Source organism: Xanthobacter cornucopiae (assembly GCF_043195065.2).
GTDB lineage: Bacteria > Pseudomonadota > Alphaproteobacteria > Rhizobiales > Xanthobacteraceae > Xanthobacter.
Map to the genome: position 1 here is coordinate 3909182 of NZ_CM195531.1, position 21323 is coordinate 3930504.

Below are 21323 nucleotides of genomic sequence, written 5' to 3' on the forward strand. Positions count from 1 at the left end.
GCCCGGCTCCCCCCGTGTGTGCGACCGGCCGCCGCCGTTCCGGAGCTTCGCCGGTGACCGAGGCCGACGAGCGGGCGGAGGGGCCTGCGGTCCACGCCATCCAGGTCGATCTCATCGCCGTGCTGGTGGCCGTCTCCTCCGGCGCCCCCCGGGTGATGACGCTGAACGACGGGCGGGCGCTGCCCTCCGGTCCGTTCGAGCTTGGCCATCGTTCGCTGCAGTCGGGCCTTCGCGCCTGGGTGGAGCGGCAGACCCACCATCCGCTGGGTTATGTGGAGCAGCTCTACACCTTCGCCGACAAGGATCGCGGCGGGGAGGGCGGCGCGCGCACGATCTCCATCAGCTATCTCGGCCTCACCCGCGAGCTGTCCGATGGGGAAGGCGGCTGGCGCAGCTGGTACGATCACTTTCCCTGGGAGGACCACCGCGCCGGCCGGCCGGCGGTGATCGACCGTCTCATCGCCCCGGCCCTCGCCGCCTGGAGCGCGGCCGGGCCCGGCGCATCCGGCCGCGCCGCCCGCCGGCAGCGCGCCGCCACCGCCTTCGGCCTCGACGAGCATCCCTGGAACGACGAAATGACGCTCCAGCGCTACGAGCTGCTGTATGAGGCCGGGCTGGTGCCGGAAGCCCGCCGGGCGCCTCCCGCCGGGGCGACGCCCGAGGTGCCCGGCAACGCCATGATCGGCGACCACCGGCGCATCCTTGCCACCGGCATCGCCCGCCTGCGAGCCAAGATCAAGTACCGCCCGGTGGTGTTCGAATTGATGCCGGACACCTTCACCCTGCTGCAGCTGCAACGCTGCGTTGAAGCCCTGGCCGGACGCAGCGTCCATAAGCAGAATTTTCGCCGCCTCATGGAGCAGCAGGAGCTGGTGGAGGAAACCGGCGAAAGCACCTCCGAAGGTATTGGCCGGCCTGCGAAACTCTTCCGCTTCCGCCACGCGGTGCTGGCCGAGCGCGCGTTTTCGGGAACAAAGCTGCCGCTCGCGCGCTCTTGACAGTGCTTATGCTCAGTATAAGCATATGACAGAAATATGCTCAAACTGAGTATAGCGCCATGCCCACCGTCACGCCCGTCGAAATGCCAGCCGTCGGCTCGGCCACCGCCCGCGCCTCCTCCCCCCTGTACGACCGCGTGAAGCGGATCGTTCCCCCCGCCGATTGGGGGCTGATGGAGGACGACATCGATGCCATCCAGCACCTCAAGCGCGAGCGCAACGCGGTCATCCTGGCCCACAACTACCAGACCCCGGAAATCTACCACTGCGTCGCCGACATCGTCGGCGACAGCCTCACCCTGGCCCGGGAGGCGGTGACCACCGACGCCGACCTGATCGTGCTGGCCGGCGTCTATTTCATGGCCGAGACGGCGAAGCTCCTGAACCCCGAGAAGACGGTGCTGATCCCGGACCTCGGCGCCGGCTGCTCGCTGGCCGAATCCATCACCCCGGAAGACGTGCGGGCCATGCGCGCCGCCCATCCGGGCCTGCCGGTGATCGCCTATGTGAACACCTCGGCGGCGGTGAAGGCGGAGGTGGACATCTGCTGCACCTCCGGCAATGCCCGCAAGGTGGTGGAATCCTTCGGCGGCTCCAAGGTCATCATGCTGCCCGACCAGTATCTGGCGCGGAACGTGGCGGCGGAAACCGGGGTGGAGATCATCTCCTGGGCCGGCGCCTGCGAGGTGCATGAGCGCTTCACCGCCGCCGACGTGGCGGAACTAAGAGAGGCCAATCCCGGCGTCACCGTGCTGGCCCATCCCGAATGCCCGCCGGAAGTGGTGCAGGCCTCCGACTTCGCCGGCTCGACCGCCGCCATCGCCGATTACGTAGGGCTGCGGCGCCCCGCCCGCGTGGTGCTGCTCACGGAGTGCTCCATGAGCGACAACATCGCCCTCCAGTATCCCGACCTCGAGTTCGTGCGCCCCTGCAACTTGTGCCCGCACATGAAGAAGATCACCGTGGGCAACATCCGCAAGGCTCTGGAGGAGGTCCAGCACGTGGTCGAGATCGACCCACGGGTGGCCGCCCGCGCCCGCGCCTCGGTCGAGCGGATGCTGGCGCTATGACCGTGCGCCTCGACGGCCTCGACGATCGCCCGGTGGTGGTGGGCGGCGGCGTCGCCGGGCTCTCGGCCGCCCTGTTCCTGGCGCCCCGGCCGGTGGTGCTGCTCACCCGCGCCCGGCTCGGCGACGACGGCTCCAGCCCGCTCGCCCAGGGCGGCATGGCCGCCAGCATCGGCGACGACGACAGCGCCGACCTGCACCTCGCCGACACCCTGGCCGCCGGCGACGGCCTGTGCGATCCCGTCCTGGCCGCCCGCATCCTGGCAGCGGCGCCGGAGGCCATCGCCGCCCTGGGCCGCATCGGCACCCGCTTCGACCGCGATCGCGCCGGGGGCCTCGCCCTCGGCCTGGAGGCGGCCCACAGCCGCCGGCGGATCGTCCACGCCGACGGTGACGCCACCGGGCGCGAGCTGGTGCGGGCGCTGGCCGCCGCGGTGCGCGCCTGCCCCTCAGTCACCGTGGTGGAAGGCGTGGAGGCGCGCCGCCTGGTGCTGGCCGACGGCTCCATCGCCGGGGTGGTGGTGGCTGGCCGCGACGGCGGCGGCACGGTGCTGCGCACCCGCCAGGTGGTGCTGGCCACGGGCGGGGTCGGCGCCCTGTTCGCCCACACCACCAATCCGGATTCCGCATTCGGCCAGGGCCTGGCCCTGGCAGCGCGGGCAGGGGCGGTGCTCGCCGACCTCGAGTTTGTTCAATTCCACCCCACCGCCCTGGCGGGCACCGCTCGCCCCCTCGCCCTGGTGAGCGAGGCGGTGCGCGGAGAGGGCGCCAGCCTCGTGACCGCCGACGGCACGCGCTTCCTGGCCCATGTGCCCGGCGCCGAGCTGGCGCCGCGCGACGTGGTGGCCCGCGCCGTGTGGGCGCAGCTCGCCGCCGGGCGCGAAGTTTATCTCGATGCCCGCGCGGCGCTGGGGTCGGGCTTCGCCCGCCGCTTCCCGGCCATCGCCGGCCTGTGCGCCGCCGCCGGCATCGACCCGGCGCGCCAGCCCATCCCCATCCGCCCGGCGGCCCATTACCACATGGGCGGCATTGCGGTGGACGGCGAGGGACGCGCCAGCGTGCCCGGCCTGTGGGCCTGCGGCGAGGTGGCCTCCACCGGCCTGCACGGCGCCAACCGGCTCGCCAGCAACTCCCTGGTGGAAGGCGTGGTCTGCGGCCGTTGGGTGGCGCAGAGCCTCGCCGGCGCGGAGCCGGCGGCGCCGGCGCGACGCGGCCCGGTGGAGATGCCGGCGGCGCCCGACGCCGCCCCCGCGCGGGCTATCGTCTCGCGCCATCTCGGGGTGCTGCGCGAGGCAACCGGGCTGGCCGCGGCCGTCGCCGCCCTGGCTCCCCTGGCCGCCGGCCCCGGCGGCGCCAGCGATCCGGCCCTGGTGGGGCTGATGATGGCGGTGTCGGCCCTGAACCGCCGCGAGAGCCGGGGCGCCCATTCACGCACGGACTTCCCCGCGGCCCTGCCCCAGGCGACCCGCTCCCGGCTCACCCTGGATGCGGCTTGGGCGGCGGCGGACGGCCTTACCGATACCCCGGCCGCCCGCCTGCGCACCCGCTGACGGCCCGCTCCCGGAGCAGGCCCAAAGACCTTCGGCCGATAAACCTCCAACCGATGGACGCTGCTTGATGGACGCCTTGCCGATGGACCTGCCCGCGCTCCCCACCCTGCTGGTGGAACCCATCGTCCGCGCGGCCCTGGTCGAGGATCTCGGCCGCGCCGGCGATATCACCACCGACGCCATCGTGCCCGCCGGCCACCACACCCGCATGGACCTGGTGGCGCGCCAGGCCGGCGTGGTGGCCGGGCTCGACTGCGCCCGCCTCGCCTTCGCCCTCATGGACCCCGCCATCGCCTTCGACGCCCGGCTGCGGGACGGGGCAGCGGTGGAGCCGGGCACCCTCATCGCCCGGGTGTCGGGCCCGGGGCGCGGCATCCTCACCGGCGAGCGGGTGGCGCTCAATTTGCTGTGCCGCCTGTCCGGCATCGCCAGCGCCACGGCGGGGCTGGTGGCCGCGGTGCGCGGGCACAAGGCGCACATCGTCTGCACCCGCAAGACCACGCCGGGCCTGCGCACCCTGGAGAAATACGCCGTGCGCGCCGGGGGCGGCTCCAACCATCGGTTCGGGCTCGACGACGCGGTGCTGGTGAAGGACAACCATATCGCCGTCGCCGGCTCCCTCACCGAAGCGGTACGGCGGGTGCGCGCCCATGCCGGCCACATGGTGAAGATCGAGGTGGAGGTGGACACCCTCGACCAGCTCGCCGAGCTGCTGCCGCTCGGCGCCGACGCGGTGCTGCTCGACAACATGTCGCCCGGCACGCTGAAGGAGGCGGTGGCGCGCGTGGATGGCCGCATGATCACCGAGGCCTCCGGCCGCGTTTCACGTGAAACCGCCCCCGCCCTCGCCGCCGCCGGCGTGGACCTGATCTCCGTGGGCTGGCTGACCCACAGCGCGCCCATCCTGGACATCGGCCTCGACGCGGTGGGGTAGGCCCGACCCACGCAGGCACCGCCATTCACAGGACCGACGACAGCGCGCCGCGGCATTGCCCGCGCGCAGGGGATCGCGTCACGCGCCCGCCGATGCGGCGTCCGGAGCCTGTTCAAGCGGATGGGTATCGACCCGCATGACGACGATGCGCTACGCCACCACGCCAGAGCACCGGCCGGGAGCGGACAGGAGCGGACGAGGCGCCCGGCCGAAAGGGCCGTTCGGGACGGATGCGCTCAGAGCCGCGCCAGTTCGCCCAGGGCGGTGCGCAGGGTGATGGGGTCCACCTCGCCCAGGCGCGCCTCCACCTGTGCGTTCACCTCGCGCCACAACGCGCTGGCCTCCACCAGCAACGCCTCGCCCGCCACCGTCAGCGTCACCCGCCGCACCCGCCGGTCGCCCGGATCGGCCACCACCGCCAGCAACCCCCGTCGCGCCAGGGGCTTCAGGTTCGAGGTGATGGTGGTGCGGTCCATGCCCATGGCCTCGGCGAGGCGGGTCACCGTGAACGAGTCCGGCCGGCTCAGCATGGCGAGCAGGGAGAACTGCCAGTTGGTGAGGCCGAGCGGGCGGAAGGCCTCGTCGAATGAACGGCCAACGGCCCGGCTGGCCCGTTGCACGGCGAGGCACAGACAGGTGTGACCGACCATCTGCGCGAGATCTGAAGACGAAGCGGCGGCGGGCATGGGCGATGGAAGCTCGGTGTCGCTCTTTGCTGCGAGACTAGAGCCTGACGGCACGGAAGCGAAGCAAAACCCTTGCTGCACCGCAATTCCCGCAGCGCAGCGGAAAATTCTTTAGAATGACTCTAATACATTGATCCCGCTACGCTTTCGTAAACTACCGGATTGTCGCGGAAAGCTGAAGCGCGCTTGATGGCTCCACAGGTTCCGGTTGCGCCCGCGCGCCGGACCGCGTCGCCGGCCGGCACGTGGCCGGCAAGGAGCAAGATGGTGACTGTCCTTCCTGCCGCCCCCTCCGGCGGCCATGTCCCGGCGATGCGCATCGGTCTCGACACTGGGGAGCCGGGCACCGGCACGGCGGCGCCCCGGCAAGTTCGGCCCTCCGGCCGGGGCGAGGGCGGGGCGGCGCTGCTCGCCGCCATCCTCGCCAGCGCGTTGCTGGTCGCGGCGCCGCCCGGCGTGCGCGCCCAGGGCGGCGGCGATCTCTCGACGCCGGAGAAGCTGGGCGAGGCGCTGTTCTTCGACACCAACCTGTCGAAGAACCGGACCCAGTCCTGTGCTTCCTGCCATTCGCCCGACCACGCCTTCACCGATCCGCGCCAGACCCCGGCGGCGGGCGGCGCGGTGTCGCTCGGCGATGACGGCACCTCCCTCGGCGATCGCAACGCGCCGACGGCCGCCTATGCGAAATTCAGCCCGCCGTTCGGCCGCTCCAGCAAGCCCGGCCTCTTCCAGGGTGGCCAGTTTCATGACGGCCGCGCCGCCGATCTCGCCGCGCAGGCCGGCGGCCCGCCGCTGAACCCGCTGGAGATGGGCATGCCGGACAAGGCGAGCGTGGTCGCGCGCCTGAAGGAGAACCCGGCCTATGTCAGCGCCTTCGACACGCTCTATGGCGCTGGCGTGCTGAACAGTCCGGACGCCGGGTACGGGGCGATGACCAGAGCCATCGCCGCCTTCGAGACCACGCCGGTGTTCGCCCCCTTCGATTCCAAGTACGACCGCTCCCTGCGGGGCGAGGCGAAGCTGACCGAGCAGGAGGAACTGGGGCGGGTGCTGTTCTTCTCCCAGCAATTCACCAATTGCAGCCTCTGCCACCGCCTGGACCAGCAGGGCGGCGCCGCCGGCGAGACCTTCACCTCCTATGAGTTCCACAACATCGGCGTGCCGCAGAACGCGGCGGCCCGCGCCGCCGCCGGCCTGAAGCCGGGCAGCCGCGACCTGGGGCTCGCCCAGAACCCGGCCCTGAAGGGCAAGGCCAAGACCGCTCAGGCCGGCCGCTTCAAGACGCCCACGCTGCGCAACGTGGGCGTCACCGGCCCCTACATGCACAATGGGGTGTTCAAGGACCTGCGGACCGTCATCCTCTTCTACAACACCTACAACACCAAGAATCCCGCCCGGCACATCAATCCCGAGACCGGCAAGCCGTTTGATCCGCCGGAGGTTGAGCAGAACATCTCCCTGACCGAGCTGGAGACCGGCCCGGCCCTGGATGACAAGCGCATCGACGCTTTGGTGGCCTTCCTGAAGACCCTCACCGACCGCCGGTACGAGCACCTGCAGAACTGACCACACGCACCGCGCTGCCGGCGGACGGACGCCGGCCGGCGACGCGGACGGGAACGGAGCGGGGACGCCCGCCTCCCGGGTTCGGGCCCGCGCGGTGGCACGCGAGCAGATGGGCGGCCATGCGGCCACCGCATGGCCGTCCGCTTGAAACTCAATTAATTTTAATTCAAACTAATTGAATGCAAACTGATCCGCCGAACCGCCGCCGCTTCGGCATCCAGCTGGTGGGCGTGGCCCGCCGCTGGCGGCGGGCGCTCGACCACCGCCTTGCGGCCATCGGCCTCAGCGATGCCAGCTGGGCGCCCCTGGTCCACCTCGCCGAACGCGGCGACGGCCTGTGCCAGAAGGACCTCGCCCTGGCCGTCGGCATCGACGATTCCACCCTGGTGCGCCTCATCGATCTGCTGGCCGAACGCGCCCTGGTCGAGCGCCGCCCCGGCGCGCACGACCGCCGCCAGAAGCGCCTTCACCTGACACCGGCGGGGCGTGCCGCCGTCGCCGACATCCGCGCCAAGCTCGCCCGTGTCGAGGACCAGCTGCTCGAAGACCTCTCGGATGCCGAGATCGACCTGCTGATGTCCGCCTTCACCCGCATCGACGGCCGCATCCAGGCGGCGGACGCGCTCGCGGCCCCGTTGCGCTGATGCCCGCCCCTTCCGCCCTCGGCCGCCTGGGCTTCGACGGCCCCCGGCTCGCCTTCACCCTGCGCACCGCGTTCGCGGCGGTGCTCGCCCTCGTCCTGGCCGCCGCACTCGGCATCGACAATCCGCAATGGGCGGCCATGACGGTGTGGGTGGTGGCCCAGCCCACACGCGGCCAGCTCCTGGAGAAGGGGGTCTTCCGCATCCTCGGCACTTTCGCCGGCGCCCTGGTCGGCGTCGCCCTGATGCTCGGCTGCGCCGACACGCCGGCCCTGATGGTGCTCGGGCTTGCCATCTGGATCGGCCTGTGCGCGGGGGCGGGCACCCTCATCGGCGGCTTCACCGGCTACGGCACCATCCTCGCCGGCTATTCAGCCGCCATGGTGGCGCTGGTGGACTTCAGCCACCCCACGCACATCTACGGGCTCGCCCTCGACCGGGTGCTCACCATCTGCATCGGCGTGGCGGTGTCGTTCGCGGTGGGCTGGCTGTTCACGCCCCCCAGCGCCGAATCCGAGCTCATGGGCCGGGCGCGGCGGCTGGCCGCGCGGGTGCTGCGCCATCTCGCCGGGGCGCTGGACACCGCCGACACCGCCGGCGTGTTCGCGGAAGAGCAGGCCATCATGTCGGAGATGGCGGCCGTCGATGAAGCCCTCGACCTCCACGCCGCCGGATCGCGCCGCAGCCGCCGGGCCGCCAGGCGGCTGCGCACGCTGATGGCGGCCCTGCTGGGCGCGCTCATCCTCGCGCGCGGCCGCGCCGGCGCCGCGCCCACCGCCCGGCAGCGGCAAACCGGCCTTTCCGCCCTGTGCGCCGCCGCCACGGCCCTCGACACCGCCGGGCCGGACACCATGCCCCTCGCGCACCTGCCCGAGCGCCTCGCCGGCGACCCCGATGACGGCGACCTCGCCGGCACGGTCGCGCGCGTCGTCCACGCCTATCAAAGCCTTCAGGCCCCTGACGCCACGGACATGGAGCAAGCCCGGGACGAAGCTCCCGCATTCCTGCTGCATCGCGATGTGGCGGGCGCGCGCATCGCCACCCTGCGCGCCGGCGGCGCGGTGCTGGTGGTGGGCGCGGCGTGGCTCGTCACCGGCTGGAGCCACGGCCCCTTCATGCTGATGGGCGCGGCGATCATGACATCGCTGTTTTCCACCTTCGACAATCCCGCCCTCGCCATGCGCTTCGTGCTCGGCGGCTCGGCGGCCGGAGCGCTGGCGGCCCTGGCGGCCCGGTGGCTGGCCCTGCCGCTGGCCGCCGACATGGGCCAGGTGATCGCGCTCACCGCCCCGTTCATCCTGCTCGGCGCCTTCGTCATGGCCCATCGCACCACCTTGCTGGCGGGAATGGACTACAACATGTCGCTGCTGCTGCTGCTGCAGCCGGCGTTTCCCCTGCATGGCACGCCGGCGGGGATGGCGCAGATGGTCGCCGCGATGCTGCTCGGGCCGCTGATCGCGCTCGTCGCGTTCCGCCTCGCCTTTCCGATGGACGCGCGGCGGCGCCGGGCGATGCTGGTCGGGATGATGCTTCACGAATTGAAGGCCATGGCCCGCGCACCCGTCGACGCCCGTGCCACCGCCCGCTGGCGGGCCCGGCTCTATCATCGGTTGCTGCGCCTGGTGCGCTGGAGCGAGAAATCCGGCGCCCCGTCCCGCGCCGCCGTGGATGGCGGCCTGGCCGCCCTCGCCCTCGGCGGGGCCATCGGCACCCTGCACGCCCGCCGCGCCGAGGGCGCGCTGACCGACAGCCTGTCCCGCAGCCTCACCGCCGCCCTCGCCAGCGTCGGCCGGGTCCGCGAACAGCCGGAGCGGGTCGCCGCCACCCTCGATCGCGCGGCGAGCCGCCTTGCCCGCGAGGGCCGGGACGGGGCCGACAGCCTGCGCCGGGCCGCGGCGGCGCTACGGGCCTCTCACGCCTTCTTCCGCCCGGACACCGGCACGCCCTGACCTCGTCGACCGCCCGGCCCCCGTGGCGCCGACAGGCGGTGCGGCGGCTCACATCTGGGTGCGGGCGCGGATGGCCGCCGACAAGGTGCCCTCATCGAGATAATCGAGTTCGCCGCCCACCGGCACGCCCTGGGCGAGCCGAGTCACCCGCACCGGCAGGTCGCGGAGCAGATCGGTGATGTAATGGGCGGTGGTCTGACCATCGACCGTGGCGCCGAGCGCCAGGATCACCTCGGCGAAGGTCTCGTCATGCACCCGCGCCACCAGCTTCGACAGGTTGAGGTCGTCCGGCCCGATCCCGTCGAGGGGAGACAGCACCCCGCCCAGGACGTGGTAACGGGCATTCAGGACGCTGGCGCGTTCGAGCGCCCACAGGTCCCCCACGTCCGACACCACCACCAGAAGCCGGCGGTCGCGCACCGGATCGGTGCACACGGTGCAGGGGTCGCAGACATCCACATTGCCGCACACGCTGCACTCCACCACCTTGTCCAGAACCTCGGTCAGAGCCCGGGCGAGCGGCGCCATCAGCCCCTCCCGCTTCTTGATGAGCTGCAGCACCGCGCGCCGCGCCGAGCGCGGCCCCAGACCGGGCAACCGCGCCAGCAGCTGGATCAGGCGTTCGATTTCGGGGCCGGCGACAGCGCGGGGCATGGTCTTCTTTTCCTCCGGCATCGGAATGACGGCCGACGCCGCATGTAAACCTTCGCCGGCGCGACGCCAATGGGCCGCCGGCTGAACTCAGGCCCTCCGGCCACCAGCCCTGCGCCACCAGCGCGCGGGAACGAAGGACCACCAGCCGCCGTCACACCCTCCTGCCCTGCCCCCCCGGGGCGCGAGAAGCGCAAACGCGCGCCTTCGCCACCTTTGTTCTAGGCGGTCGCAATTCAATTCCTGGGCACTTCGCGGACCTGCCAGGCCATTTCTGATCTACGCCAGCAGAGGAGCATCGCCCGCTCGTGTTCAACGCTCACGCCGCCCCGCGGCATCGGTTTATGCCCGGCGAGGACTTGGCTGGCACGCCACCACCGGTCATCCCCAAGCACTCCTGGAGCCGTGGTGAAGCGACACCGGCCGCCACGACCAATTCATGCAGCCATCGGTTGCCACCTCGACTTCACCATGGTCCCCAGCCCTGACTTTCACAGCCCCGGATGCGCGAATCATGAGGCTCCATGCCCGCGTTCTCTGCATTTCATTTTCCTCCCGGAAGGACCCTATAGTCCCTGGTGAAAGCGGCCATGACGCTTGATTTTCAGGTTTTTTGAAGCACCTCATTGTAACTGGACTGACCTCTGCTATAAAATATTTGCGAAGCATCGGCTTTGCGGATATTTCTATAAAATCAGTGCTGCCCATGCGACAGCCGCAGCGCGCAAGCAGAAAGGGATGCCCTGTGAGCGACTCCTCCTCCAATCCGCAGTCGCCGAGTCACATCGACTTCACCGCGGACATCGTGGCCGCCTATGTGAGCAACAATAGCGTGGCCGCGGCCGATCTTCCGGCCCTGATCGAATCCGTGTTTCGCGCCCTCGGCCAGCTTGGCGCCCCGGCCGCTCCGCCTGTTGAAGAGCAGAAGCCGGCTGTTCCCGTGAAGAAGTCGGTAACGCCGGAATACATCATCTGTCTTGAAGACGGAAAGAAGTTCAAGTCTCTGAAGCGCCACCTGCGCACCAGCTACGGCATGACTCCGGACGTCTATCGCGAAAAGTGGGGCCTGCCGAAGGATTATCCCATGGTCGCGCCCGCCTATGCCGCCGCCCGCTCGGAACTGGCGAAGAACATGGGCCTGGGCCAGAGCCGCAAGAAAGTTCCTGTCGCCCCGCCCAAGAAGCCCAGCCGCCGCAAGGCCGCGCCCGCCGTTTGAGCGGCGCTGGATGGCACAGTGATCGATCACCGATGAAAACCTCTGCGGCGCGACATAGGATCGTGCCGTGGAGGTGATCGAAAACCCGATATGCCGACATCATGTGGCGACATGGGTTTTCAGCGAGGTCCGGCGTATCGCGGGCCGTGGGACCGATCGCCCCTCCTTTCGCCCGTCATGCTGCGCACTATTGCCTTGTGGTGGCCCCGCAGCTCGATGCACGCATCCTCATCGGGACACCGACCAGTTGTCGTGCCGAGGATCTCGCCGGATCATCTTCATGCAGCAGAGGCGCAGCTCCGCGTCTGCACCAGGCATCGGCACTGGCGCGCTCTGCCACGAAAATCCGTTCACCGGAATTCCACGTCGCACCAGCGCCGCCGACAGCCAGCCTCATGCCATCGGACCCGGTCTTCGACCGGCGCCAAGTGGGTCCGCTCAAGCGCCGCGCGGGCTTGACCAAAGGCCCGGGAGTCAAGCTTACGGGGCTTTGGCAGCAGCGAGCTGTTCACAGGGACGCACCTCCCAGGGCAGGGGGCTATGTCCCGGTAGGCCCCGTCCACCGACCCTGCGATACGCCTGCTCTCGCCTCCCTTGCCCGACCTCAGCGGTGAGAGCAGCCCTTCGACGCCGACAGGCAACCCTCTGCCGGCACGGGGAAAGCAAGCGGCCACCACGCCACCGGAAGCCTCACGCCGGTCAGTCGACCCCGAGACGGCGGCATAGATCGTCAAGCTGGTCCAGGTTGCCGAACCGGATCTTCAGCTCACCGGTCTCCCCCCGGCTTTCCAGGGTCACGCTGAGGCCCAGAGCTTCTCCCAGCCGCCGTTCCAGCGCCCGCGTATCGGCGGATTTCTCATCCTCCCGCACCCGGCGGACCGAAGGCAACGGCGCGGTGCCGGCGCTGGCACGGGCCTTCACCAATGCCTCCACATCGCGCACATTGAGGCCCTTCGCCACCACCTGCCGGGCGATCTCCTCCGAGTTCTCCTGCCCCACCAACGCCCGTGCATGTCCTGCCGTCAGCCGTCCATCGGCGAGATAGATCTTCACTTCATCAGGGAGCTTGAGAAGCCGGAGGGTGTTGGCGATATGGCTGCGGCTCTTGCCTATTACCTTTGCAAGATCGTTTTGTGTGTAAGCAAACTCGGCCATCAGGGATTCATAGCCCTGGGCCTCCTCGACTGCGTTGAGATCCGCCCGCTGCACGTTCTCGATGATCGCGATTTCCAATGCCTCGCGATCGGTCAGCTCCAGCACGATCACCGGCACCTCGTGCAGCGCCGCACGCTGCGCCGCGCGCCAGCGCCGCTCACCTGCCACGATCTCGAACGCATCGGGAATCGGCAGCGGCCGCACCACGATGGGCTGGATGATGCCCTTTTCCCGCACCGAGGCGGTCAGATCCTCCAGCCCCTCCTCAAGAAAGGCCCGCCTGGGATTGCGCGGGTTGGCGCGGACGTGCTCGATGGGCAAACGCCGCGGCGCTCCAGTCCGCGCTGGCGCGGCGGCTTCCGCCTGGGGCGCCTGCGGCGGATCGTTCATCTCGCCGATCAGCGCGGCGAGCCCCCGGCCCAGCCGAGAGCGCGGTTCTTCCGCCATGGACTGGCTTTCCTTCATTCCAGACTTCGACCTCACGCCGCGGCCTTGGCCGCCCGCTCGCGTTGAATCACCTCGGATGCCAACTTCAGATAAGCCTGTGAGCCGGCGCACTTCAGGTCATAGAGCAGAGCCGGCTTACCATAGGATGGCGCCTCGGAAATACGCACATTGCGCGGGATGATGGTCTCGTAGACCTTTTCCCCCATGAACGCGCGGACATCCTGCACCACCTGTTCCGACAGGTTGTTGCGCCCGTCATACATGGTGAGGACGATGCCGTGGATGACCAGCGCGGGGTTCAAACCCGCCCGCACCTGATCCACCGTCTTCATGAGCTGGGAGAGGCCTTCCAACGCGAAGAACTCGCACTGCAACGGCACGACGATGGCATCGGATGCCGCCATGGCGTTCACCGTCAGCAGAGAGAGCGAGGGCGGGCAATCCACCAGCACATAGGTGTAGCGCTGCGCGGTCGCATCTTCAGCGAGGGCCTGAAGCGCGTTGCGCAGCCGGAACGCGCGATCACGTGCCGAGGCGATCTCCAGTTCCAGGCCGGACAGATCCAGCGTCGAGGGCGCCACATGCAGGGCCGGAACGCTTGTTTCCAGGATGGTTTCACGGAACGTGGCCTCGCCCACCAGGACATCATAGGTGGAGCGCTGCCGTGCCCGCCGGTCGATGCCGAGCCCGGTGGACGCATTGCCTTGCGGGTCGAGATCCACCACCAGCACCTTCTCGCCAATGGCGGCCAGCGCGGTGCCGAGATTGATGGCGGTGGTGGTCTTGCCCACGCCGCCTTTCTGATTTGCCAACGCGAGAACCCGCGCGCGAGGCGCGGGGGAGGGGGGAGAAGCAGGGTTAAGATCGCTCATGGGTCGACGATCCTCGATCTCATCAGATCAGACAGGGTGGCGAGGCGGATCAATGTCCCCCCGGGTCGGATCGACCAGGGGCGGAGGATCCCGCATCGTCCAGGTGTTTCAGCACGGTCGCGCTCCTCACCACAATGATCCGCCCGGCAGGGTCGGTCCGGCTTGGAGTGAGCTCGGCGTCGAGTGTCCAGCCTTTACGCGCGTCGGTCAATTCACGCGTGGCATCCTTCCCCTTCAGAAACACCCCCAGCGCCCCGGAAGCGAGAAACGGCGCCGCCAGCGCCAGCAATTTTGGCAGCGGCGCAAGGGCGCGAGCAGAAACCACCTGTGTTCCTTCAGCAAGGGCGGGGGCAATCGTCTCGATTCGCTCCGCATGGACCTGCGCCGGCAACCGGGCAAGGCGAATCGCTTCGCGCAGAAACGCGGCCTTGCGCGTGTCGCTTTCCACCAGATGCACGCTGGCGCCCGACCGCTGCGACAGCACCGCCGCCACAACCAGCCCCGGAAATCCACCCCCGGAACCGAGGTCCACCCAACGGGTGACCGCAGGCGAGACAAGATCCATCAATTGAAGAGAATCCAGCACATGACGCCGCCAGATATCCGGCACCGTCGCCGGAGCAACCAAATTGATGGTTCCTTGCCACTTGCGCAGCAGCTCCACGAGAAGCGTCAGGCGCTGAAATGTTTCACGTGAAACAGCACGCTCCACCGCCTGCCGCTGGCTCGCCTCGTCTTCACCTGCATCCGCCTTGCCCGTCATTTTCGCGCCTCTCCTGCCGGCTCACACCGCCGACGGCGCCATCGCCGGCGCATCCGTGTCGTGGTGACGAACGACGCCTCCGGAGCGCCTGGCATAGGTCGCCAGCAAGGTGAGCGCGGCCGGAGTCATGCCCTCCATCCGTCCGGCCTGACCCACCGTACGCGGGCGCACCCGCGTCAACTTTTGCTTCAGCTCGTTCGATAGGCCCGGGAGGGACTCATATGCAAGATCATCCGGCAGGCTCAGCCCCTCGTCCCGCCGCAGCACAGCGATATCCGTGGCCTGCCGCTCCAGATAGACCGCATATCTCGCATCGACCTCGACCTGCTCGGCAATGCCCGGTTCCAACCCTCCCAGTTCCGGCCAGATCCGGCTCAGCCGCGCCATGTCCACAGCCGGATAGGCCAGAAGGTCGAAGGCCGAGCGACGCAGCCCGTCCTTGTTGAGGTTGAGGCCATGGCGCTGCGCTTCGCTGGGGGTGAGGCTCAGCGAGTGGACCATCGCCCGCGCGCGATCCAGCACCTCCATGCGGCCCTCGAACGCCTCCAGCCTCCCCCGCCCAACAACACCCAATTCCGCGCCGAGCCGGGTCAGCCGCTGGTCGGCATTGTCGGTGCGCAGGGTGAGCCGATACTCGGCCCGCGACGTGAACATGCGATAGGGCTCGCTCACGCCCCGCGTCACCAGATCGTCCACCATCACGCCCAGATAGGCCGTGGCCCGGTCGATCTCGACGCCATCGCTCCCGGACGCTCGCCGCGCCGCATTGAGCCCCGCCAGCAGACCCTGGGCCGCGGCCTCCTCATAACCGGTGGTCCCGTTGATCTGTCCCGCCAGGAACAGCCCCTTCACCCGTCGCGCCTCCAGCGTCGCCGCCAGCTCGCGGGGGTCCACATGGTCGTACTCGATGGCATAGCCAGGCCGCAGGATCGCCACCCGCTCCAGGCCCGGAATGGTCCGCAGAAAAGCCGCCTGCACCTCCTCCGGCAACGAGGTGGACAGGCCATTGGGATACACGGTGTGATCGTCCAGGCCCTCCGGCTCCAGGAAGATCTGGTGGCCATCGCGATCGCCGAAACGCACGATCTTGTCCTCGATGGACGGACAATAGCGCGGCCCACGGCTTTCGATGCGGCCGGAATACATGGCCGACCGCCCCAGATTGGCACGGATCACGTCATGGGTGGCCGTGGTGGTCCGGGTGATGCCGCACTCCACCTGAGGATTCGGCAATTTGGTGGTGAGGGCGGAGAACGGCTCCGGCGGATCATCCCCGGCCTGCATCTCCAGTCCGGACCAATCGATGCTGCGTCCGTCCAGGCGCGCGGGCGTTCCGGTCTTCAGCCGGCCCAACGCGAAGCCCAACCGGGAGAGGGCAGGGGACAACCCCAGGGCTGGCGGCTCCCCGATCCGCCCCGCGGGAAAGCTCACGTCACCCATGTGCACCAATCCGTTCAGGAAGGTACCAGTGGTGAGCACCACGGCGCCGGCCCTCAGCCGGCGCCCGTCGCCGAGCCGCACCGCCTCAACTCTGCCGGCCACCACCTCAAGGTCCGCGGCCTCGCCTTCGATGACGGTGAGGTCGGCAACGGCGGCAAGAGCCTCGCGCATGGCCCGGGCATAGAGCTTGCGATCCGCCTGGGCGCGCGGACCTCGCACGGCCGGCCCCTTGCGACGATTGAGCACCCGGAACTGAATGCCTCCGGCATCGGCAACCCGGCCCATCAAGCCGTCGAGAGCATCGATCTCCCGCACCAGATGGCCCTTGCCGAGACCCCCGATGGCCGGATTGCACGACATGGCGCCGATGGTGGCCGCCGCGTGGGTCAGGAGAGCCGTGCGGGCCCCGGCGCGCGCGGCGGCCGTCGCCGCCTCGCAGCCGGCATGGCCGCCACCCACCACCACCACATCAAAGCCCAGCTCCACGTCGCGCGCCGGGGCGAGAGGAAGATCCAAAACGTCAGTCATAATGTGTCGAAACGCCGTTGCGGGCCGGACGTCAAGCGCGCTGCGAACAAATTCCCGTTTTCAAGGGGAAAGAGTGTTTCACGTGAAACACTGCCATCGTCGGCCACGGCGAGGGCTGTCTCAAATCGGCGCTCACTTGCCGATGCAAAACGTCGAGAACACCGCGTCCAGAACATCCTCCACATCGATCCGACCAATGGTGCGATCCAGAGCCCGCGTCGCCAGACGCAATTCTTCCGCCTGAAGCTCATCGCTCACCCAGTAATTTTCCACCACCGCCCGCAGGTATCCCAGCGCCAGATCGAGAGATCGCCGCTGGCGCTCGCGAGTGATCAGTGCCGGCTCTCCGCCCACCAGCCCCTCGAACAGCCGGGCCACCACGTCCAGCAGAGGCTCGATTCCGTCCGGCTCCAGCACCGAAAGCCCGATCCAGCCGGCCGGGCACACCCCACCCAGATCCATCTTGGTGCGCACCCGCAGCGCACCGGACAATGCCCGTGGCGGCTCATCCCCGGTGTCGGACAGCCACAGCACGAGATGGGCCTCCTCCGCCCGCGCCAACGCCCGGCGCACACCTTCCGCCTCCACTGCATCCACAGTCTCGCGCAGACCTGCCGTGTCCAGCACGGTCACCGCCTGTCCCGCCAGCTCCAGGTGTATTTCCAGCACATCGCGCGTGGTGCCGGGCGTGGACGAAACGATGGCTGCCTCCCGCCCGGCAAGGCGGTTGAGCAGGCTCGATTTCCCCGCATTCGGCGGACCGGCAATAGCGATGACAAGCCCGTCTCGCACCCGTTCCCCGCGCAGGGAATCACGCAAGGCCGCGTCAATCTCCGCCACAACCGGCGCAAGCGCCTGACGAACGTCGTCCTGGAGCCGCTCGTTCACATCGCCTTCATCGGAAAAGTCGAGGCTGGCCTCGGTGAGGGCAAGGGCCCACAGCAGGGCGCCACGCCACCGCTCCACATGGCGCGAAAGCCCGCCCGCCGCCTGGGCCAGGGCTTGCCGGCGCTGCGCCTCGCTTTCAGCGGCGATCAGATCCGCCAGGCCCTCCACCTCAGCCAGATCCAGCTTGCCGTGGGCATGGGCGCGACGCGTGAATTCACCCGCGTCGGCTGGCCGCAGGCCTGGCTGGCGGGAGAGGACTCCCAGCACCGACGCCACCACCGCCCGCCCACCATGCAGGTGAAGTTCCACCACGTCCTCGCCGGTGGCGCTGGCCGGCGCTGGAAAGAACAATTGAACCGCAAGATCGAGCTGCACGCCGTCATCCGGCCGATGCAGCGGGCCAAAGCGCGCCCGTCGCGGCTCCGGCAGCGCGCCCGCCAGCGCGACCAAAGCCGCTGGTGCGTGAGGTCCCGATACGCGCACCACCGCCACGCCGGAGGGCAGACGACCGGACGAGACGGCAAAAATGGTATCGGCGCTCATCACCCGTCTTCCTTCCGGCAGAGGGACAGCACCGCCCGGACAATCGACCCAGGCTTCAGATCGCATCCCTCGCCAGCGCAGGACATACCACAACCCGCTTGCGCCTCACCCCAGCCGCTATGCATCCCGTCGCGCGAAATGGAGAACGCGGCATCGCCACCGGCACCACCGCCCAGCTTCCCCATCGAACCGCGCAATGCCCAGGTAACAGGGCCGACGACTTGAAACGGTGACAACATGAAAAGGTCATGAGCCCCCGCCCCCATCGCTTACGGAGCCAAGCCTCTCCCCCGGCGGGGCAGGGGGGTCGCTCAGGCGTGCTCTGGGCGAGGAACATTCACGTGTGTTGCGTCATGGGCTGGCTTTCGCCCGGCGTCCGCTCCACCGGCGCAAATGCGCAAAATCGGCCGGTCCAGACCCGTCATCCAGGGCAATTTTTCGGATAGGTCGAAAGATCGTCTGGCGAGGCCGCTAGCGGCCATTTGAGCCGCAATGACGCGTGACATCAAATAGGCCGTCTTCTGCCGCCAGAACCGCTCCCATTCGATCAACTTTTTCGATATTTACAGCAAGAATACAATTAGAGATATACATCTCTACCGCGACGGTTGCGGCTGAGCCTCCCCGGCTTCGCCCTCCGCCGCCGGCGCATATTTCAACCACAGCGCCTTCTCGCCGAGACTGGCCACGAAGCCGGCATGGGCTTCCGCCTCCGCTCGGCTAAGTCGCGCGGCGAGCGGCACCGGACGAGGACGAACGGCGGTGCTCTCAACCACCAGACGCGGCGCTTCGCTTTTCTCCTCCACCAGTCCGATCAGCGTCGCCTGCCGCCCGCCGAGCAGCTCGCTATAGACCTCGGCCAGCAGTTCGGCATCGAGCAGGGCGCCGTGCTTCACCCGGCGTGAGCTGTCGATGCCATAGCGGTTCATCAGGTCGTCAAGGCGATTGCCGCCGCCGGGGTGCTTGCGCCGCGCCAGCGCCAGCGTGTCCACCACCCGGTCACGGGCGATGGGCGGCCGACCGAGCCGCTCCAGCTCCGCGTTCAGGAAGCCCACGTCGAACGCGGCATTGTGGATGACGAGGGTATCGTCGGCGATGAACTCCAGGAACGCGTCGGCGACGGCCGCGAACACCGGCTTGTCCGCCAGGAACTCCGCCGAAAGGCCGTGCACGTTGAAGGCCTCGATGGGCATGTCCCGTTCGGGATTGATATAAACGTGGAAGACCGTACCGGTAAGAATACGGTTGACCATCTCCACGCAGCCGATTTCCACCAGCCGGTCGCCACCCCTGGCCTCCAGGCCCGTGGTTTCGGTATCGAGCACGATCTCGCGCATGACGTGGCGTTCCTCAGTTCATCCGGTCCGAAACGCGGCGGCCGGGCCCGGACAGGGCCCGCAACACGCCCACCACCTGATGGCGGGCCGCCTCGAAGCCCCGGCCGGTATCGATGATGAAATGGGCACGCCGGCGCTTCTGCACATCCGGCATCTGCTTGGCCAGGATCGCGGCGAGCTTGTCCTCGGTCATCCCCGGCCGGTCGAGCACCCGGCCGCGCTGCACCTCCGCCGGCGCACTGACCACCACCGCCGCGTGGACGCGGCGGTCCCCGCCGGTCTCGAACAAAAGCGGGATGTCGAGCACGCAGACCCGGGCTCCGCCGGCGCGGGCCCGCTCCAGAAAGCGCGCCTCCTCGCTCCGCACCAGGGGATGGACGATGGCTTCCAGCCGCGCCAGCGCCCCCGGATCGCTCAGGACCCGAGTGGCGAGCGCCGGACGGTCGATCACGCCGTCGCGCGCCACGCCGGGAAACGCCGCCTCGACCGGCGCCACCGCGTCCCCGCGATACAGCGCATGCACCGCCGCGTCGGCATCGTGCACCGGCACACCGCAGGCCCGAAACATGGAGGCGGTGGCGGATTTTCCCATGCCGATGGAGCCGGTCAACCCGAGAATCCACATGGCGTCACGCCTCCAGCTGGCCCTTGGCCTTCAGGTCGGCGACCACGAGGTCGCGCAACGCCGCCGTCACCTGCGGCCGCACCCCGAACCAACGGGCAAAGCCGGGCACGCCCTGGTGCAGCAGCATGCCCAGGCCGTCCACGCTCCTCAACCCCCGCGCCTCGGCCGCCTTCAGGATCGGCGTCTTCAACGGCACATAGACAATGTCTGTCACCACCGCATCCGGCCGCGCGGGCGAAAGGTCGAGGTCGAGCGGGTCGGTTCCCTTCATGCCCAGCGAGGTGCAATTCACCACCAGGTCCGCCTCGCCCAGCACCGTGCCGACATCGCGCAGCGGCAAAGGGTGCACCCGCCCGCCATAGGGCGCGGCCACCGCCTCCGCCCGCGACAAGGTGCGATTGGCCAGCCACACCCGGCCGAACCCGCGTCCCACCAAGGCATGGACGACCGCCCGGGACGCGCCGCCGGCACCGATCACCACCACGGTGTCCCGGCGCCCATCCCAACCGGGCGCGGAGGCATCGAGATTGGCCAGGAAGCCGTAGCCGTCGGTATTGGCTCCGCACAGCCGCCCGTCCTCCAGCCACAGGGTGTTGGCGGCGCCGAGGGCCGCCGCGCTCTCGTCCGCCTCGTCGAGGACGGAAAAGGCGATCTCCTTGTTCGGCAGGGTGACGTTGCAGCCCGCATAGCCCCGCGCCGCGAGGCTGCGATAGAAGGCCGCGGCCTCCGCGGGCGGTACGTCCTCGCGCCCATAGGCGCCGTCGACGCCGTACTGGGCCAGCCAGTGGCCGTGCAGCAGCGGCGAGCGGGAATGGGCGACCGGCGACCCGGTGACGCAGGCGGACACGGTCACGGCAGCACGCCCCGGGCCCGGAAGAACGGCAGCAGCTGCAGCAGGGGCAGGCCGAGAATGGTGAAATGGTCGCCTTCGACCTTGGTGAACAGGTGCACCCCGACGGATTCGAGCTGGTAGGCGCCGACCGAGGTCAACACCCGCGCACCCGCCGCCGAAAGATAGGTATCGAGCATGTCCTGGGACAGCGGCCGCATGGTGAGATAGGCGCTGGCCACGGTCTCGAACACCAGCTCGCCGTCGATCACCACGGCGGCGGCGGAATGCAACGCGTGGGTCTGGCCGCACAGGGTCTCAAGCTGGGCGCGGGCGGCCTCCACCGTCTGCGGCTTGTGGAAGATGGCGCTGCCGAGCGCCAGGGTCTGGTCGGCGCCGAGCACGATGCGCCCCGGCGCCGCCATGGCGCCGGCCACCGCCTTCGCGCGCGCCAGCAGGGAGGCGATGCGGCTCGGGTCGAGGTCCCTGGCCTCGGCCTGCAGGGCCCGTTCGTTCACGTCGGTGGAGACGGTCTCCACCGGCACGCCGGCATGCACCAGCAGGCTCAGGCGGGTGGCGCTCTTGGAGGCCAGGACCAGCGGCTGTTCGCCGCGCCACAGGGTCTTGCTGTCCATTGT

General features: G+C 69.3%; 19 protein-coding genes. 8 read left to right on the top strand and 11 right to left on the bottom strand.

Going from position 1 to position 21323, the window contains the following annotated elements; genetic code table 11:
* The first annotated feature begins 53 nt into the window (after positions 1 to 53).
* From V5F53_RS17165 to nadC, 4 genes are all read left to right on the top strand, one after another.
* Positions 54 to 998: an NUDIX hydrolase gene (locus V5F53_RS17165; RefSeq protein WP_393996176.1), complete on the top strand. Its 945-nt coding sequence runs from the start codon at positions 54 to 56 to the stop codon at positions 996 to 998.
* 83 nt (positions 999 to 1081) lie between these two features.
* The gene (gene nadA, locus V5F53_RS17170; protein WP_393996273.1) at positions 1082 to 2068 is read left to right on the top strand and encodes a quinolinate synthase NadA; all 987 of its coding nucleotides are present in this window, start codon (positions 1082 to 1084) and stop codon (positions 2066 to 2068) included.
* Positions 2065 to 3615: an L-aspartate oxidase gene (locus V5F53_RS17175; RefSeq protein WP_393996175.1), complete on the top strand. Its 1551-nt coding sequence runs from the start codon at positions 2065 to 2067 to the stop codon at positions 3613 to 3615. The genes nadA and V5F53_RS17175 overlap by 4 nt, the downstream gene beginning before the upstream one ends.
* A gap of 82 nt (positions 3616 to 3697) precedes the next feature.
* Positions 3698 to 4549 (top strand): carboxylating nicotinate-nucleotide diphosphorylase, encoded by an 852-nt coding sequence (gene nadC / locus V5F53_RS17180; RefSeq protein WP_393996272.1) that lies wholly within the window; start codon positions 3698 to 3700, stop codon positions 4547 to 4549.
* 236 nt (positions 4550 to 4785) lie between these two features.
* On the opposite strand, the gene V5F53_RS17185 is transcribed toward nadC, so the two are convergent.
* Complete coding sequence (locus tag V5F53_RS17185) at positions 4786 to 5235, bottom strand: MarR family transcriptional regulator (RefSeq protein ID WP_509212523.1); 450 nt, start codon at positions 5233 to 5235, stop codon at positions 4786 to 4788.
* A gap of 264 nt (positions 5236 to 5499) precedes the next feature.
* Between V5F53_RS17185 and V5F53_RS17190 the strand changes: the two genes are divergently transcribed.
* From V5F53_RS17190 to V5F53_RS17200, 3 genes are all read left to right on the top strand, one after another.
* Positions 5500 to 6801 (top strand): cytochrome c peroxidase, encoded by a 1302-nt coding sequence (locus tag V5F53_RS17190; RefSeq protein WP_509212525.1) that lies wholly within the window; start codon positions 5500 to 5502, stop codon positions 6799 to 6801.
* A gap of 179 nt (positions 6802 to 6980) precedes the next feature.
* Positions 6981 to 7445, top strand: a complete 465-nt coding sequence (locus V5F53_RS17195; RefSeq protein WP_393996172.1) for a MarR family winged helix-turn-helix transcriptional regulator — start codon at positions 6981 to 6983, stop codon at positions 7443 to 7445.
* Positions 7445 to 9391 carry an FUSC family protein gene (locus V5F53_RS17200; protein ID WP_393996171.1) on the top strand — a complete coding sequence of 649 codons (1947 nt, stop codon included), beginning with the start codon at positions 7445 to 7447 and terminating at the stop codon, positions 9389 to 9391. The genes V5F53_RS17195 and V5F53_RS17200 overlap by 1 nt, the downstream gene beginning before the upstream one ends.
* A gap of 48 nt (positions 9392 to 9439) precedes the next feature.
* Here V5F53_RS17200 and recR read toward each other — a convergent pair whose 3' ends face one another.
* Positions 9440 to 10045: a recombination mediator RecR gene (gene recR, locus V5F53_RS17205; RefSeq protein WP_393996170.1), complete on the bottom strand. Its 606-nt coding sequence runs from the start codon at positions 10043 to 10045 to the stop codon at positions 9440 to 9442.
* Between the two features lie 703 nt (positions 10046 to 10748).
* Here recR and V5F53_RS17210 point away from each other — a divergent pair.
* Positions 10749 to 11258 carry a MucR family transcriptional regulator gene (locus V5F53_RS17210; protein WP_509212528.1) on the top strand — a complete coding sequence of 170 codons (510 nt, stop codon included), beginning with the start codon at positions 10749 to 10751 and terminating at the stop codon, positions 11256 to 11258.
* A gap of 699 nt (positions 11259 to 11957) precedes the next feature.
* Here the strand turns inward: V5F53_RS17210 and V5F53_RS17215 are convergent.
* From V5F53_RS17215 to V5F53_RS17255, 9 genes are all read right to left on the bottom strand, one after another.
* On the bottom strand, positions 11958 to 12860 hold the full coding sequence (locus V5F53_RS17215; RefSeq protein ID WP_393996271.1) for a ParB/RepB/Spo0J family partition protein: 903 nt from the start codon (positions 12858 to 12860) through the stop codon (positions 11958 to 11960).
* A gap of 32 nt (positions 12861 to 12892) precedes the next feature.
* Positions 12893 to 13732, bottom strand: coding sequence for a ParA family protein (locus V5F53_RS17220; RefSeq protein ID WP_393996168.1), 840 nt, complete (start codon positions 13730 to 13732; stop codon positions 12893 to 12895).
* 49 nt (positions 13733 to 13781) lie between these two features.
* A complete protein-coding gene (rsmG, locus tag V5F53_RS17225) occupies positions 13782 to 14495 on the bottom strand; it encodes a 16S rRNA (guanine(527)-N(7))-methyltransferase RsmG (protein ID WP_393996167.1) in 714 nt (237 codons plus the stop codon).
* A 21-nt stretch (positions 14496 to 14516) separates the two neighbouring features.
* A complete protein-coding gene (gene mnmG, locus V5F53_RS17230) occupies positions 14517 to 16463 on the bottom strand; it encodes a tRNA uridine-5-carboxymethylaminomethyl(34) synthesis enzyme MnmG (RefSeq protein ID WP_393996166.1) in 1947 nt (648 codons plus the stop codon).
* 132 nt (positions 16464 to 16595) lie between these two features.
* Entirely contained in the window at positions 16596 to 17894 is a 1299-nt protein-coding gene (gene mnmE / locus V5F53_RS17235) for a tRNA uridine-5-carboxymethylaminomethyl(34) synthesis GTPase MnmE (RefSeq protein ID WP_393996165.1), read from the bottom strand.
* A 596-nt stretch (positions 17895 to 18490) separates the two neighbouring features.
* Positions 18491 to 19231: a DNA polymerase III subunit epsilon gene (gene dnaQ, locus V5F53_RS17240; protein WP_393996164.1), complete on the bottom strand. Its 741-nt coding sequence runs from the start codon at positions 19229 to 19231 to the stop codon at positions 18491 to 18493.
* Between the two features lie 13 nt (positions 19232 to 19244).
* A complete protein-coding gene (gene coaE, locus V5F53_RS17245) occupies positions 19245 to 19856 on the bottom strand; it encodes a dephospho-CoA kinase (RefSeq protein ID WP_393996163.1) in 612 nt (203 codons plus the stop codon).
* Between the two features lie 4 nt (positions 19857 to 19860).
* Positions 19861 to 20709 (bottom strand): shikimate dehydrogenase, encoded by an 849-nt coding sequence (locus V5F53_RS17250; RefSeq protein ID WP_393996162.1) that lies wholly within the window; start codon positions 20707 to 20709, stop codon positions 19861 to 19863.
* On the bottom strand, positions 20706 to 21320 hold the full coding sequence (locus V5F53_RS17255) for a Maf family protein (protein ID WP_393996161.1): 615 nt from the start codon (positions 21318 to 21320) through the stop codon (positions 20706 to 20708). Before V5F53_RS17255 ends, V5F53_RS17250 begins: the two co-directional genes overlap by 4 nt.
* Between the last annotated feature and the right edge of the window lie 3 nt (positions 21321 to 21323).